This is a genomic window from Deinococcus phoenicis (assembly GCF_000599865.1).
Lineage (GTDB): Bacteria > Deinococcota > Deinococci > Deinococcales > Deinococcaceae > Deinococcus > Deinococcus phoenicis.
Genome location: NZ_JHAC01000011.1, coordinates 147,774 through 159,992, shown reverse-complemented (window position 1 = coordinate 159,992; position 12,219 = coordinate 147,774). Strand labels below are relative to the sequence as shown.

The following is a 12,219-nucleotide window of genomic DNA, read 5'->3' as shown; positions in this document are numbered from 1 at the left end:
TCCCCAGCATGGGCGGCGAGGTGTGATGGAAGGGCGTTACCGGCTCTGGGTGTCCGCCGCGTCACGCAGCGCGTCCCCGAAGAAGTTGAAGGCCAGCACCGCCAGGAAGATGAACAGGCCGGGAATCAGCAGCCAGGGATACAGCCGCAGCGTCTGGAAGTTCTGCGCGTCCTTGAGCAAGAGGCCCCAGGAGGTCATGGGTTCCTTGATGCCCAGCCCCAGAAAGCTCAGCGCACTCTCGCCCAGGATGTAGCCGGGCAGCGCCAGCGTGGCCGTCACGACCAGGAAGGAACTCAGGTTCGGCGTGATGTGCCGCAGGATCACCCGCAGGTCCCGCGCGCCGATGGCCTGCGCGGCGGTCACGTACTCCAGCCCCCGCGCCGCCAGCACCTGCCCGCGCACCACCCGCGCCAGTCCCGCCCACCCGATCAGCGCCAGCACGGCGACGATGCCCAGGTACACCCAAGTCGAGGGCCAGCGCGCCGGAATCAGCGTGGACAGGGCCAGCAGAATGGGCAGGCGCGGAAAGCTCAGCAGCACCTCCACCACCCGCTGAATCAGGTTGTCCACCCAGCCGCCGAAGTAGCCGCTCACGCCCCCCAGCAGAATGCCGATGGTAAAGGAGATCAGCACGCCGATCACGCCGACCGTCAGGCTGACCTGCCCGCCCACCAGCGTGCGCGAGAGCAGGTCGCGGCCCAGCTGGTCGGTGCCCAGGGGGAAAAAGTAAGCCCCTTCCGGCACGCCGAACAGGTGCAGGGTGGTCGGCACGCCCAGGAAGCGGTACGGCTCCCCGCGCACCAGGAGCTGGACCGGAATGGGGGTCTCGCGGTCCTCCACGTTCTTGCGGGCGAACGTCACCGGGTCGCGTTCCTGCTTGAAGCCGTACACGAAGGGGGTTCGCACTTGCCCCTCGTGAACGATATGCAGGCGTTGGGGCGGCTGGTAGCTCAGGCCCTCGTGCTGCGCCGTGATGCTGTACGGGGCCAGGAACGGCGCGAGCAGGGCGCTGGCATACAGCAGGATCAGCAGCCAGCCACCGATGACGCCCAGCCGCGACTTGCGGTACCGCCGCCAGGCGAGCGCCCAGGGGGAAGGGGTGGAGGTGGGAGCGGGAAGGGCGGTCATAGGTGCTCCCGGCGGGGTGTGGGGTGTGGGGCGTAGGGTGTGGGAAAAGCGGGAAGGAAGCGGAAAGCAAAAGCTCCCACAACCCCCCTCACGCGTACCTCACGCGCGGGTCCGCCCACGCCAGCGCCAGATCGGCCAGCAGGTTGCCGACGAGCAGAAGAAAGGCACTCAGCATCAGCAGGGTCAGCGCCGTGTACTGGTCCTTGTTGAGCAGGCTGTCGTACAGCAGCGGGCCGATGGTGGGCAGGCTCAGCACGATGCTCACGATGATGGTGCCGCTGATGAGGCTGGGCAGGCTGAGGCCCGCCAGGCTGATGAGAGGGTTGATCGCGTTGCGGACGGCGTGCCGCCAGATCACCCGGTGCTGCGGCAGGCCCTTGGCCCGCGCCGTGCGGATGTAGTCCTGAGTCAGCACGTCCAGGGTCGAGGCCCGCATCTGCCGCATCAGCCCCGCGACCCCTTCCAGCCCCAGCGCGAGGACCGGAATCCACAGGTGGCCCAGCAGGTCCGCCACCTTCGCCCAGGACCAGGGCGCGTCGATATAAGCCGGGCTGAACAGGCCGCCCACGTTGGTGCCGCCCAGTTGCAGCACCAGCGCGACCAGCAGCAGCGCCGCCAGGAAGTCGGGAATGGCGAGGCCCACATAGCCCAGAAAGTTGGCGATGCTGGCCGGCCAGCCGTGCCGGTTGAACGCGGTGTAGAGGCCCAGCGGCACCGCGACCAGCCAGGAAAACAGCAGCGTGATCAGGCTCAGAAAGACCGTCCAGCCCAGCAGGTCCCCGATCACGCTGACCACCGGGCGGTTTTGCAGGAAGGAGTAGCCGAAGTCCAGCCGCGTGACCACGCCCCACAGCCAGCGCCCGTACTGCACCAGGGCGGGCTGGTCCAGGCCCAGCTGACGGCTGATGGCCGCCGCCGTCTCGCGGGTAAAGCGCGGGTCTTCGAGGTACTGGTCGGTAAAGCTGCCCGGCTGGAGCTTGATGACCGCAAAACACACGGCGCTGATGACGAGCAGGGTGGGAATCATGCCGAGAATCCGGCGCAGGGTATAGGTCAGCATAAGTGGGTTGTGGGGGATGGGCTGTGGGCTGTGGGAGCTTCGGCTTTGGCCGTACGCCCCAGCCGTGCTTTTCCCACACCCGACAACCCACAGCCCAATTACTTCTGGTAGATCAGCGGCACCGGGTTGTAGCCCGGAATCACGCCCAGGTTGTAGATGTAGTTCCCGTATTTGTTGCTGATCGCGCCGATGTTCTCGGGCTTGGCGATGGGCGTGACGGGCAGGTTCTGGGCGAACAGCAGTTGCCAGCGGGTGTAGAGCGCCTTGCGTTTGCTGCGGTCGGTGGTGGTTGCCGCGTCGTCGAAGATGGTGTAGATCTCCTTTTCCCAGGGGGCCATGCGGGCCACGTTCGGCCGGTCACCGTCCTTGGCGGGCTGGAGGCTGCGGTGCCAGTAGTACAGCGCGCCGCCGGGTTGCCAGATCGGCTTGCGCAGTTCGGGATCGGGCTGGTCCCCAAAGGCGTGCAGGATCATTTCCCAGTTGCCGCTCTGCCCGGTGGACAGCAGGTTCTTCGCCAGGATGCCCCTGAGATTCACCTTCACGCCGATCTTGCCAAAGTCGTTCTGGAGGATGGTGGCAATGGCCGGATACACGCTGGAGTCGGTGGCGTAGGTCAGGTCGAACTCCAGGTTCTTGCCCCGGCTGATCTCGCGGACGCCGTCGCCGTTGGTGTCCCTCAGGCCCAGGGCGTCCAGGGCAGCGGCGGCGGCCTTGAGGTCGAAGGTGCCGAGCTGCTTGGTGGTGTTGGTGTACCACTCCTTGTTCACGGGCGCGACGCCGTGCCCCGGCAGGCTGGCAAGGCCGTTGTACACAGCGTCAATGATGCGCGGGCGGTTCAGGGCGCTCTGCATGGCGCGGCGGAAGCGGGCGTCACTGAACACCTTGGCGAGGGCCGCGTCCTTGGCGTCGAAATTGTAGGCGACAAAGGGCGGGCTGCCGAACAGGGCGGTGGAGCGCATCACCTTGAAGGGCGCGCCGGACACCTCGCGCTGCTTGAGGTCGGGAAACTGCGCGCCGCTGATGTTGAGCTGGTCCACGTTCCCGGCCAGGAACTGCGCGACCTGCGCCTGGGGGTCCCGGATAATCAGGAAGTCCAGCCCGTTCAGGTACGGCAGCTTGGTCCCCTTGCCGTCCACCTTCCAGTAGTTGGGGTTCTTGACCAGCGTGACCTTCTGCCCGGCGGTGTAGCTCCCGAGCTTGAAGGGACCGGTCCCGACCACCTCGGCGGCGGCCACGTTGCTGGGCCAGGCATTGTTGATGTCGGCGGGCTTGGCCCCGCCCTCCTGCGAGAACTTCAGCAACTTGTGCTTGGGCATGATGAAGGAGCGCATCTGGAGCAGGAACGCCGGGCTGGGGCGCGGCAACACGAACTGCACGGTGTTCGCATCGACCTTTTTCACGTCCACCTGCTTGCCGTCGAGCTTGAAGGAAGCGGCGTCCCCGGCCCGCGCCTCGGGGTTCATGATGATCTGGTCGTAGGTGAAGACCACGTCGTCGGCGTCGAAGGTCTGGCCGTCGCTCCACTTGACGCCCTGGCGCAGCTTGAAGGTGTACACCTTGCCGTCGGGGCTGATCGTCCAGGATTCGGCCAGCGCGGGTTCGACCTTGTAGGTGGCGTAGTTGAACTCCACCAGCCCGTCGAAGAGCTGCTGGGCGATCAGGCCGAGGTTGTTGTCGATCACGCCGTAGTAGTTCAGGCTCTGCGGGCTGTCCCCCAGCACCAGCGTGTAGGTGCCGCCGGGCTTGCCGTCCGTGATGCCGAGGCTGCCGTACCCGGTGACCTTTTTGGGTGCGGCGAGAGCGCCGCCGAGGAGAGCGAGCGTGACGAGGCCGAGCAAACGGGGCATGGAACGGGTGCGCTTGAGCATGGGTGAACCTCCGGGCGGGGGAGCGAATTGTGGTCGAGATACCGCCGCAGCATAGGACCACTCTCAGTCCAATTCAAGGTCTGTTGCCCAGTGGTCCTGAAGTGGTACGGTTAGAGGGATGTCCGCCCCCTCTCTGCCCTGGGTCGTCCCGCTGGACCCCGCGAGCGCCACGCCGGTCTACGTGCAGGTGGCGCACGGTCTCGCGGCGCGCATCGGGAACGGCACGCTGGCGGGCGGAACGGCCCTGCCTGCCGAACGGGACCTCGCCGGAGCGCTGGGCGTGTCACGCGTGACCGTCCGGCAGGCGCTGGCGCTGCTGGCGCAACAGGGCCTCCTGACGCGGCGGCACGGAAGCGGCACGTTCGTCAATCTGCCCGCTCCCGCACTGGCCGCGCGGCCCCTCGGGCTGCTCACGGGCTTTTCGGAGGATGTCCGTTCGCGCGGGCAGACGCCGGGGGCGCGGGTCCTCTCCTTCGAGTGTGCCCGCCCCACACCGCAGGAGGCGATGACGCTGGCCCTCTCGCCCACGGACACGGTGTACCGCCTGCGCCGGTTGCGAACGGCGGACGGGGAACCGCTCGCCGTGGAGGAAAGCACGCTGCCCGCCGCGCTGAGCGGCCCCCTGAGCGCCGCCGACGTGACCGACGCCAGCCTGTACGGGCTGCTGACCCAGCGGGGGCTGAGTCCGGTGCGGGCTGTGCGCCACCTGCGCGCCGTCAATGCCGGCCCCCAGATGGCCGGCTGGCTGGACGTGCCCCCTGGCGCGGCGCTGCTCGCCACCGAGCGCGTCTCCTGGACGGCGGACGGGAAACCGGTGGAACACGCGCACGCGCATTACCGGGGCGACCGCTACGACTTCGTGATGGAACTGCACGGCGAGGAGCGGCCATGACCCCCCGCGCCGTTTCCCCCCGCATCCTGGGGCTGATGAGCGGCACGAGCGCCGACGGCATCGACGCCGCGCTGCTGGAGTTGCCGGGCTGGCCCGCCCTGGGATCGGGGGGCAACTTTCCCGCCCTTCCCGGAGGCGTGCCGCGCGGCAGGGTCGTCGAACACGTCTTCACCCCCTTCTCGCCCGACTTGCGCGCAGCGGTGCTGGCCGCCATGCGGGAGGGGGCCACCACCGCAGACCTCACCCAGCTCCACTGGTGGCTGGGCGAGGCGCTGGCGGAAGCCGCGGCCCCCCTCGCCGCCTCCGCCCATCTGATCGCCTCGCACGGTCAGACGGTGCAGCACCAGCCCCGGCCCGATCCGGCGCGGGGCTGGGCGCGGCCCGCCACCCTGCAACTCGGGGAGGCGGCCCTGATCGCGGAGCGCACCGGCAAACCCGTCGTGGCCGACTTCCGGCCGGCGGACGTGGCGGCGGGTGGCCTGGGCGCGCCGCTGGTGCCCTTCGCGGACTGGGCGCTGTTCGCGCAGCCGGGTGTGCGGCGGGCCGTTCACAACCTCGGCGGCATCAGCAACCTGACCTTCCTGCCGGGCACGGACCGCAGCGGCGTGCTGGCCTTCGACACCGGCCCCGGCAACTGCCTGCTGGACGAGGTGGCCGCCCGCGCCGGGCAGGTCTGCGACGAGGGCGGGCGGCTGGCGGCGGCGGGCCGCGCCCACGCGGAGACGCTGGCGGCCTGGCTCGCGCAGCCCGAGCTGACGGCGCCCCCTCCCAAGGCCACCGGGCGGGAGGTCTGGACGCTGGAACGCCTGCCCCGGCCCGCCGATCTGAGCGTGCCCGACCTCGCGGCGACCGCGACCGCCCTGACCGCACGCACCGTCGCGGACGCCTACGCGCGCTGGATCGTGCCGCGCGGCCTGAACGAGATCGTGGTGGCGGGTGGGGGCGCGCGCAATCCCACGCTGTTGGCGGCGTTGCGCGCGGCCCTCTCCCCCCTCCCGGTCCTGACCTTCGAGGAGGTCGGCTGGGCGGCGCGGGGCTTTACCGACGCCACGCGCGAGGCGGCGGCGTTCGCGTTCCTGGGCTATGCCCGCGCGCAGGGCTGGGCGAACACCCTCCCGCACACGACGGGCGCACGCCGCGCGGTCAGCGCCGGAAAACTCCTCTTCTCCCCTCCCCTCCCGGAGAACCTCCTATGACGACCCACCCTTCCTCTCTCCCGCCCCTGCCCGACCCACGCCGCACCGAGGGGGTCCACCCCGACCACCCCGACCTCGACCGACTGGACCACCTGGCGCTGGTGCAGGTGCTTGCCGACGACCAGCGCGCGGCGGTGGAGGCGGTGCGGGCCGCCGCGCCCGCCCTCGCGCAGGCGGTGGAGGCCGCGCTTCCCCGGCTGGAACGCGGCGGGCGGCTGGTGTACGTGGGCGCGGGCACCAGCGGGCGGCTCGGCGTGCTGGACGCCACCGAACTCACGCCGACCTTTTCCTGGCCGCCTTCGCGGGCCGTGCCGCTGATCGCCGGGGGCGACCGCGCGATCCGGCAGGCGGTGGAGGGCGCGGAGGACGACGCGGCGGCGGGCGGCGCGGACGTGCGTTCGGCAGGTGCCGGCCCGCAGGACGTGCTGATCGCGGTGGCGGCCAGTGGGACGACGCCCTACGTGCTGGGCGCGGTGGAGGCGGCGCGGGCGCTGGGCGCCCTGACGGTCGGCCTCGCCAACAACCCCGGCACCCCCCTGCTGGCCGCCGTGGACTGCCCCGTGCCGCTGGACACCGGGCCGGAGATCATCAGCGGCAGCACGCGCCTGAAAGCCGGGACGGCCCAGAAAATCGCGCTGAACACCCTGTCGAGCGCGCTGATGGTCCGGCTGGGCAAGGTGTACGGCAACCTGATGGTGGACCTCAGGGCCAGCAACGCCAAGCTCGAAGCCCGCGCCGTGCGCCTCACCTGCCACGCGACCGGGGCGGCGGAGGCCGAGGCCCGCGCCGCGCTGGAGCAGGCGGGTGGCCGCGTGAAAACCGCCCTGGTGATGCTGCGCCTGGGCCTGAGTGCGCCCGAGGCCGAAGCCCGGCTCGCGGCGGCGGACGGCCACGCGCGGGCCGCCCTGGGGGAAGGATGACCGGGGTGATTCCTGAGCAGACGCGGACACTTCTGGCCGGGGCGGTAGAGCGAGAGGGCCTGTGTGGCGCGGCGCTCGGGGTCGTCACCGCGAACGGGCAGCGAGACCGCCTGGGGCTGGGTCAGGCCGTGCGCGACCCCGAGGGCCTGCCCCTGGAAGAAGATTTCTGGTGGGACCTCGCCAGCCTCACCAAACCGCTGTTCACCGCGCGCGAGGTGCTGCGCGGCGTGCAGGAGGGGTTGCTCGACCTCGACGACCCCCTCGCCCGCCACCTGCCCGACCTCGCCTGGATGCAGGACACGCCCCTGAAAGAGCGCACCCTGCGCCAGCTTCTCACGCACACGGCGGGCCTCCCGGCCTGGGCACCGCTGTACACCTGGGGCGACGCCGCGACGATCCGGGCGCGGGTCTTGCAGGAACCCTGGCCGCTGACCCCACCCGGTGAGGTGGTGTACAGCGACCTGGGGTATATCCTGCTGGGCCTCGTGCTGGAACGGGCGCGCGGCAGGCCCCTGCGCGAGTTTCCACTGGACCCCGGCCTGACCTTCTCCCCCGACCCGGCCCGGACCGTCGCCACCGAGCGCTGCGCCTGGCGCGGCCGGGTGCTGCGGGGCGAGCCGCACGACGAGAATGCCTCTGCGCTGGGCGGCGTCTCGGGGCACGCGGGTCTGTTCGGCACCCTCGCCGGTGTGCTGGACCAGGCGGAAGCTCTGCTGCGGGGTGGCTGGCTCTCGCCCGCCGCACAGGCGGCCGCCACCCGCCTCCACACCCCGGGCCGCAGCCTCGCTTTCGTGACCGCGCAGCCAGGCTGGAGCGGGGGCAGTCTCGCCAGCCCTGGAGCGTTTGGCCACACCGGCTTCACGGGCACCGGCCTGTGGGTCGACCCGGAACGCGGCCTGGCCTGGGTCCTGCTGACAAACCGTGTCCATCCCTCACGGCACGGCACGCTGGACATCCAGCGGCTGCGGCGCGCGGTCGGGAACACGCTGCTGACGGCTCAGCCCTAGGGACGCCAACACCTCTCCAGACGAAAAAAGCGCCCCGCGAGGGGCGCAAAAGCTGAAGCTCAGGTTCGGTCAGGCGCTCGCGGAGTCGTCGCCCAGCGAGGACTTGAGGGTGCTGGCGACCTTGAAGGCGACCTTCTTGCCCGCGGGAATCTGGATGCGCTCGCTGGTGCCGGGGCGCACGCCGGTGCGGGCGGCGGTGGCCTTCACGCTGAGGGTGCCCAGGCCGGGCAGGCCCACGCTCTTGCCGCCCTTGATCGCGTCCACGACCACGCCCAGCATCGCGCTGACGGCTTCCTCGCTCTGCTTCTTGGTCAGGCCGGTCTTGTCGGCGACCATTTCCACGAGCTGGGTCTTGGCGACCTTGCTGCTGCCGCCGTCGTTGCCGTTGCCGGCAGCGCGGCTGGCCTTGGTATCCTCCTGCGCGGGAGCCTTGGCGGCGGTCTTCTTGGCCGGTGCTTTCGTCGTTTTCTTCGTCATGGTGAGCAGCATGACATACGTTTGGGCACTCGTGAAGGGGGGTAAGGGACCGTTAAGGCCGACCAGCACGCACTCCACCTGGGGCCGCACAACTTTTTGCCGTCCTGGACAGTATTTTCAGAACGCCCACCAACTCCCCTTGTCCCCGGAATGCGGGCCGGTGCAGGTCAGGTCTGGGCAGCCCAGCGGTGGCCGCCGAGAGAGGCGGTCAGCTGAGAACGACCGTTTTCAGATACGTCAGTTCCTCCAGCGAGCTGCGCGCGCCCTCGCGCCCGAAGCCGCTGTCCTTGATGCCGCCGTAGGGCATCTGGTCCACCCGGAAGGTGCTGGGGTCGTTCACGATCACCCCGCCGGCCTCGATGTCCCGCACCGCTTCCAGCGCGTGCTGGAGGTTGCGGGTAAACACGCCCGTCTGGAGGCCGTAGCGGCTGCGGTTGGCGGCGGCGATGGCGCCGGACCAGCTGGCCGCGCGCGACAGCACCACGACCGGACCGAAGGCTTCCTCGCGGACCAGGTGCGCGTGTTCGGGCACGTCCTCCAGCACGGTCGGTGGGAGGATATTTCCCTGGGGCGTTCCTCCCAGCAGCAACCGGCCGCCCAGGTCCAGCGCCTCCTGAATCCAGCCTTGCAGGCGCGTCAGCGCGGCCGGGTTGACCAGCGGCCCCACGTCGGTCTGCTCGTCGAGGGGATCACCGACCACCAGCGCGCGGGCGGCCTCCAGAAAGGCGGCCCGGAAGGCGTCGTAGGCCCCCTCATGGACGATCAGGCGCTGCGGGTGAATGCAGACCTGCCCCTGGTAGGCAAAACTCACGGCGGCCAGCTTGCGCGCGGCCAGCTCCACGTCGCTGTCGGCGTCCACGAGGTTGGCGCTGTTGTTGCCCAGCTCCAGCACGACCGGCTTGAGGCCGCTGCCACGCTTGATGCTTTCGCCCACCTGGGGACTGCCGGTAAAGGTCACCAGGGCGATCTCGGGGGCGGAGGTCAGCGCGGCGCCCAGCTCCGCGCCGCCATGCAGCACGTTCAGCGCCCCGGCGGGAAAGCCCGCGTCCTGGATCAGCTCCGCGATCAGGTTGGCCGTCAGCGGCGTCTGCGGGGCGGGTTTCAGGATCACGGTGTCCCCCCCCGCCAGTGCCGGGCCGACCTTGTGCAGCGCGAGATTCAGCGGAAAATTGAATGGGCTGATGGCGGCGATGATGCCGCGCGGCTCCCGCACCGTGAAGCCCAGGCGGCCCTCTCCGAAGCGGCTGGCGTCCAGGGGAATCCCCTGTCCGGCCATCTGCGCGGCCTCGTCGGCCGCGAACCCCAGATTCTCGACACTGCGGGCGACCTCGACCCGGGCGGCCTTGAGCGGCTTGCCCGCCTCGGTGGCGATGGTGCGGGCGAACAGGTCGGCGCGGTCCGTCAGCAGGCCGGATGCCCGGCGCAGGGCCTCGGCGCGGCGGTGGGCGGGCCAGCGGCGGTACTCGGTGAAGGCCGCCTGGGCCGAGTCGAGGGCGGCGCGTAGGTGGACCTCTGCCGCACGGGCGACGTGGTACAGGGCCTCACCCGTGAGGGGATGGGACACGGTGTCCTGCGCGTCCGTCTGCACGGCCTGTCCCCCGATCAGCAGAGGGACGTGGGTCAGGGTGATGGTCATGCGCCCACTGTACGGCGGGCGTGCGGCCTGCCGGGTGGTCGGGTTCCGTATTCCGGGCCAGCGTCACCCGGCCGCCCTTAATCCAGCCGTCCTCAACCCCGCAGCAGCTTCACGGCGCGCACCACGTCCTGCGGCGTGATCGCCTCGCCGGGCCGGGCGCGGCAGCCCGAGGCGTACTGCTCCAGAATCGCGTCGCCGGAAGCGTCCAGCGCGCTGCGGATGCCGGACAGCAGAGTCAGGATGTCGTGGCAGTCGCGGCCTTCCTCGATCATGCGTTGCAGGCCGCGCACCTGGCCCTCGATCCGGCGCAACCGGTTCAGCACGCGCTCGTCGGCTTCACTCAGGGGAAGGGGTGAGGTCGGGGTCATGGGTCTCCTTTCCAGCAAACAGGGTCCAGCAGCGGGGCCGTCGGCCCGTCCGGGTCCAGAATATCCCCCCAGGGTAGCCTGTGAGAAGGGCTGGGGCGGGCCGGTGTTTTTCTGGGGCCGCTTTCCCTGCTGCTCGTCACGTGACGAGCAACTCGGTTTCACCACAGGTGCCTAGGCTGGAGGAAGGCTTTTCCCAGCCGGAAACTCCGGCGGCGTTGACGGTTTCTGCCCCACGGGCTAGGTTCAGACATGCCCCGATGGGAGATCGCCGCCCCAGCTGTGCCCCTGCCAGATCCCGGCCGTAGCTGGACCGCGTACACGGCAGAGCGTCAGAGGTCCGGATGAGGCGCGTGCTGGCGCTCCTGGCCCTGCTGTCCGGTGGGGCGGGGGCGGCGAATCTGAACCGGCTGACCGTCATTACCCCGGCTGCCCGCCCTCAGGTCCAGACGCTGGCCGACCTGGCACGGCCCGGGCTGAAGCTGGTCATTGCTGACCGGGCCGTCCCCGCTGGGGAAGCGGCGCGGCGAGCACTGGACCTGATCGGTGCGTCGGGCACCTACGGCCAGGACTTCGCGGGCCGGGTGCTGGGCAACGTCGTGAGCGAGGAACCCAACGTGCGGCAGGTCGCCCTGAAAGTTCAACTGGGGCAGGCCGACGCCGCCCTGGTCTCTGTCAGCGACGTGACGCCCGCCCTGCGCAGGAGCGTGCGGACGGTCGCGCTGCCCACCCGCTTCAACCCACCCGTGGCCTATCCGGTGGGGGTCCTCAGGGCCAGCCCGAACGCGCAGGCGGCGCTGGACTTCGTGCAGTTCGTGCGCTCGGCGGACGGGCAACGGATTCTCCACAAATGGGGGTTCCTGTCCGCTCGGTAGCCCGGTCCCGTCCTCACCCCCTTCCGGTCGCGCTCAGCCTGCTGATGGCGGCCTTTCTGCTGCTGCCCGTGCTGGTCCTGCTCGCCCAGGGTCTGACGGCCGACTTCCTGACTACCCTGCGCTCTCCGGCGGTGCTGGACGCCCTGCGGGTGAGTGTCCTCACGACCGGCGCGGCGCTTGCGGTCACGCTGGGCCTGGGCACGCCCGTCGCCTACCTGCTGGCGCGGAGACGTTTTCCCGGGCGGACCGTCCTGGACGCGCTGCTCGACCTGCCGATGGTGTTGCCGCCCGTGGTGGCCGGGGTCGCGCTGCTGCTGACCTTCGGGCGCGCCGGCCTGCTGGGCCGCCCGCTGGAAATCGCCGGGATCGGGCTGGCCTTTACCCCCGCCGCCGTCGTGCTGGCGCAGGTCTTTACCAGCGCTCCCTTTTACGTGCGCGCCGCGAAGGCCGGCTTTCTCGCTTTCGATCCGGACGTGGAGGCGGCGGCGCGGGTGGACGGTGCGTCCCCCTGGGCGACCTTCACCCGGGTCACGCTGCCGCTCGCGCTGCCCTTCTTGCTGGAGGGCGCGGTGCTGGCGTGGGCACGGTCCCTGGGCGAGTTCGGCGCAACGCTGCTGTTTGCCGGAAGCCTCCAGGGGCAGACCCGCACCGTGCCGCTCGCCATCTACAGCGCAGCAGAGAGCGACCTCGCCCCCGCGCTGGTGCTGAGCGCCATCATGGTCGTGCTGGCCTTCGCGGTGCTGCTGACCCTGCGCCTGGTCGCGCGAAAGCCCACCTGAAATCCCGGGGCGAACG

At 70.4% G+C, this 12,219-nt stretch carries 12 protein-coding genes; 6 read left to right on the top strand and 6 right to left on the bottom strand.

Annotated elements, in window-relative coordinates; translation table 11 throughout:
• Positions 1–36: 36 nt before the first annotated feature.
• The 3 genes from DEIPH_RS03975 to DEIPH_RS03965 form a co-directional block, all read right to left on the bottom strand.
• Positions 37–1,128 (bottom strand): ABC transporter permease, encoded by a 1,092-nt coding sequence (locus DEIPH_RS03975; protein WP_034354106.1) that lies wholly within the window; start codon positions 1,126–1,128, stop codon positions 37–39.
• A gap of 88 nt (positions 1,129–1,216) precedes the next feature.
• The gene (locus DEIPH_RS03970) at positions 1,217–2,188 is read right to left on the bottom strand and encodes an ABC transporter permease (protein ID WP_034354103.1); all 972 of its coding nucleotides are present in this window, start codon (positions 2,186–2,188) and stop codon (positions 1,217–1,219) included.
• 98 nt (positions 2,189–2,286) lie between these two features.
• The gene (locus DEIPH_RS03965) at positions 2,287–4,056 is read right to left on the bottom strand and encodes an ABC transporter substrate-binding protein (RefSeq protein ID WP_034354100.1); all 1,770 of its coding nucleotides are present in this window, start codon (positions 4,054–4,056) and stop codon (positions 2,287–2,289) included.
• A 118-nt stretch (positions 4,057–4,174) separates the two neighbouring features.
• Between DEIPH_RS03965 and DEIPH_RS03960 the strand changes: the two genes are divergently transcribed.
• Genes DEIPH_RS03960 through DEIPH_RS03945 form a run of 4 tightly spaced genes read left to right on the top strand, consistent with a single transcriptional unit; the run spans position 4,175 to position 8,071 of the window.
• Entirely contained in the window at positions 4,175–4,948 is a 774-nt protein-coding gene (locus tag DEIPH_RS03960; RefSeq protein ID WP_034354098.1) for a GntR family transcriptional regulator, read from the top strand.
• On the top strand, positions 4,945–6,144 hold the full coding sequence (locus tag DEIPH_RS03955; protein WP_034354095.1) for an anhydro-N-acetylmuramic acid kinase: 1,200 nt from the start codon (positions 4,945–4,947) through the stop codon (positions 6,142–6,144). Before DEIPH_RS03960 ends, DEIPH_RS03955 begins: the two co-directional genes overlap by 4 nt.
• On the top strand, positions 6,141–7,064 hold the full coding sequence (murQ, locus tag DEIPH_RS03950; RefSeq protein WP_081790764.1) for an N-acetylmuramic acid 6-phosphate etherase: 924 nt from the start codon (positions 6,141–6,143) through the stop codon (positions 7,062–7,064). Before DEIPH_RS03955 ends, murQ begins: the two co-directional genes overlap by 4 nt.
• Positions 7,061–8,071, top strand: a complete 1,011-nt coding sequence (locus DEIPH_RS03945; RefSeq protein WP_034354092.1) for a serine hydrolase domain-containing protein — start codon at positions 7,061–7,063, stop codon at positions 8,069–8,071. The genes murQ and DEIPH_RS03945 overlap by 4 nt, the downstream gene beginning before the upstream one ends.
• 69 nt (positions 8,072–8,140) lie before the next feature.
• Here DEIPH_RS03945 and DEIPH_RS03940 read toward each other — a convergent pair whose 3' ends face one another.
• The 3 genes from DEIPH_RS03940 to DEIPH_RS03930 all read right to left on the bottom strand — a co-directional run bounded on the left by DEIPH_RS03940 (position 8,141) and on the right by DEIPH_RS03930 (position 10,552).
• Positions 8,141–8,560 carry an HU family DNA-binding protein gene (locus tag DEIPH_RS03940; RefSeq protein WP_034354294.1) on the bottom strand — a complete coding sequence of 140 codons (420 nt, stop codon included), beginning with the start codon at positions 8,558–8,560 and terminating at the stop codon, positions 8,141–8,143.
• Between the two features lie 196 nt (positions 8,561–8,756).
• Positions 8,757–10,184 carry an aldehyde dehydrogenase family protein gene (locus DEIPH_RS03935; RefSeq protein WP_034354089.1) on the bottom strand — a complete coding sequence of 476 codons (1,428 nt, stop codon included), beginning with the start codon at positions 10,182–10,184 and terminating at the stop codon, positions 8,757–8,759.
• Between the two features lie 92 nt (positions 10,185–10,276).
• Positions 10,277–10,552, bottom strand: a complete 276-nt coding sequence (locus DEIPH_RS03930; protein WP_034354086.1) for a metal-sensitive transcriptional regulator — start codon at positions 10,550–10,552, stop codon at positions 10,277–10,279.
• A gap of 341 nt (positions 10,553–10,893) precedes the next feature.
• On the opposite strand from DEIPH_RS03930, the gene modA reads away from it, so the two are divergent.
• Both modA and DEIPH_RS03920 read left to right on the top strand, forming a co-directional pair.
• Entirely contained in the window at positions 10,894–11,424 is a 531-nt protein-coding gene (modA, locus tag DEIPH_RS03925; protein WP_081790763.1) for a molybdate ABC transporter substrate-binding protein, read from the top strand.
• A gap of 44 nt (positions 11,425–11,468) precedes the next feature.
• Positions 11,469–12,203: an ABC transporter permease gene (locus tag DEIPH_RS03920; protein WP_034354083.1), complete on the top strand. Its 735-nt coding sequence runs from the start codon at positions 11,469–11,471 to the stop codon at positions 12,201–12,203.
• Positions 12,204–12,219: the final 16 nt, after the last annotated feature.

Excerpts from the sequence above, each read along its gene's own strand:
- DEIPH_RS03930 (WP_034354086.1), bottom strand. The coding sequence starts at position 10,552 with ATGACCCCGACCTCACCCCTTCCCCTGAGTGAAGCCGACGAGCGCGTG.
- murQ (WP_081790764.1), top strand. The coding sequence starts at position 6,141 with ATGACGACCCACCCTTCCTCTCTCCCGCCCCTGCCCGACCCACGCCGC.
- DEIPH_RS03965 (WP_034354100.1), bottom strand. The coding sequence starts at position 4,056 with ATGCTCAAGCGCACCCGTTCCATGCCCCGTTTGCTCGGCCTCGTCACG.
- DEIPH_RS03920 (WP_034354083.1), top strand. The coding sequence starts at position 11,469 with ATGGCGGCCTTTCTGCTGCTGCCCGTGCTGGTCCTGCTCGCCCAGGGT.
- DEIPH_RS03975 (WP_034354106.1), bottom strand. The coding sequence starts at position 1,128 with ATGACCGCCCTTCCCGCTCCCACCTCCACCCCTTCCCCCTGGGCGCTC.
- DEIPH_RS03960 (WP_034354098.1), top strand. The coding sequence starts at position 4,175 with ATGTCCGCCCCCTCTCTGCCCTGGGTCGTCCCGCTGGACCCCGCGAGC.
- DEIPH_RS03940 (WP_034354294.1), bottom strand. The coding sequence starts at position 8,560 with ATGCTGCTCACCATGACGAAGAAAACGACGAAAGCACCGGCCAAGAAG.
- modA (WP_081790763.1), top strand. The coding sequence starts at position 10,894 with ATGAGGCGCGTGCTGGCGCTCCTGGCCCTGCTGTCCGGTGGGGCGGGG.
- DEIPH_RS03935 (WP_034354089.1), bottom strand. The coding sequence starts at position 10,184 with ATGACCATCACCCTGACCCACGTCCCTCTGCTGATCGGGGGACAGGCC.
- DEIPH_RS03945 (WP_034354092.1), top strand. The coding sequence starts at position 7,061 with ATGACCGGGGTGATTCCTGAGCAGACGCGGACACTTCTGGCCGGGGCG.
- DEIPH_RS03955 (WP_034354095.1), top strand. The coding sequence starts at position 4,945 with ATGACCCCCCGCGCCGTTTCCCCCCGCATCCTGGGGCTGATGAGCGGC.
- DEIPH_RS03970 (WP_034354103.1), bottom strand. The coding sequence starts at position 2,188 with ATGCTGACCTATACCCTGCGCCGGATTCTCGGCATGATTCCCACCCTG.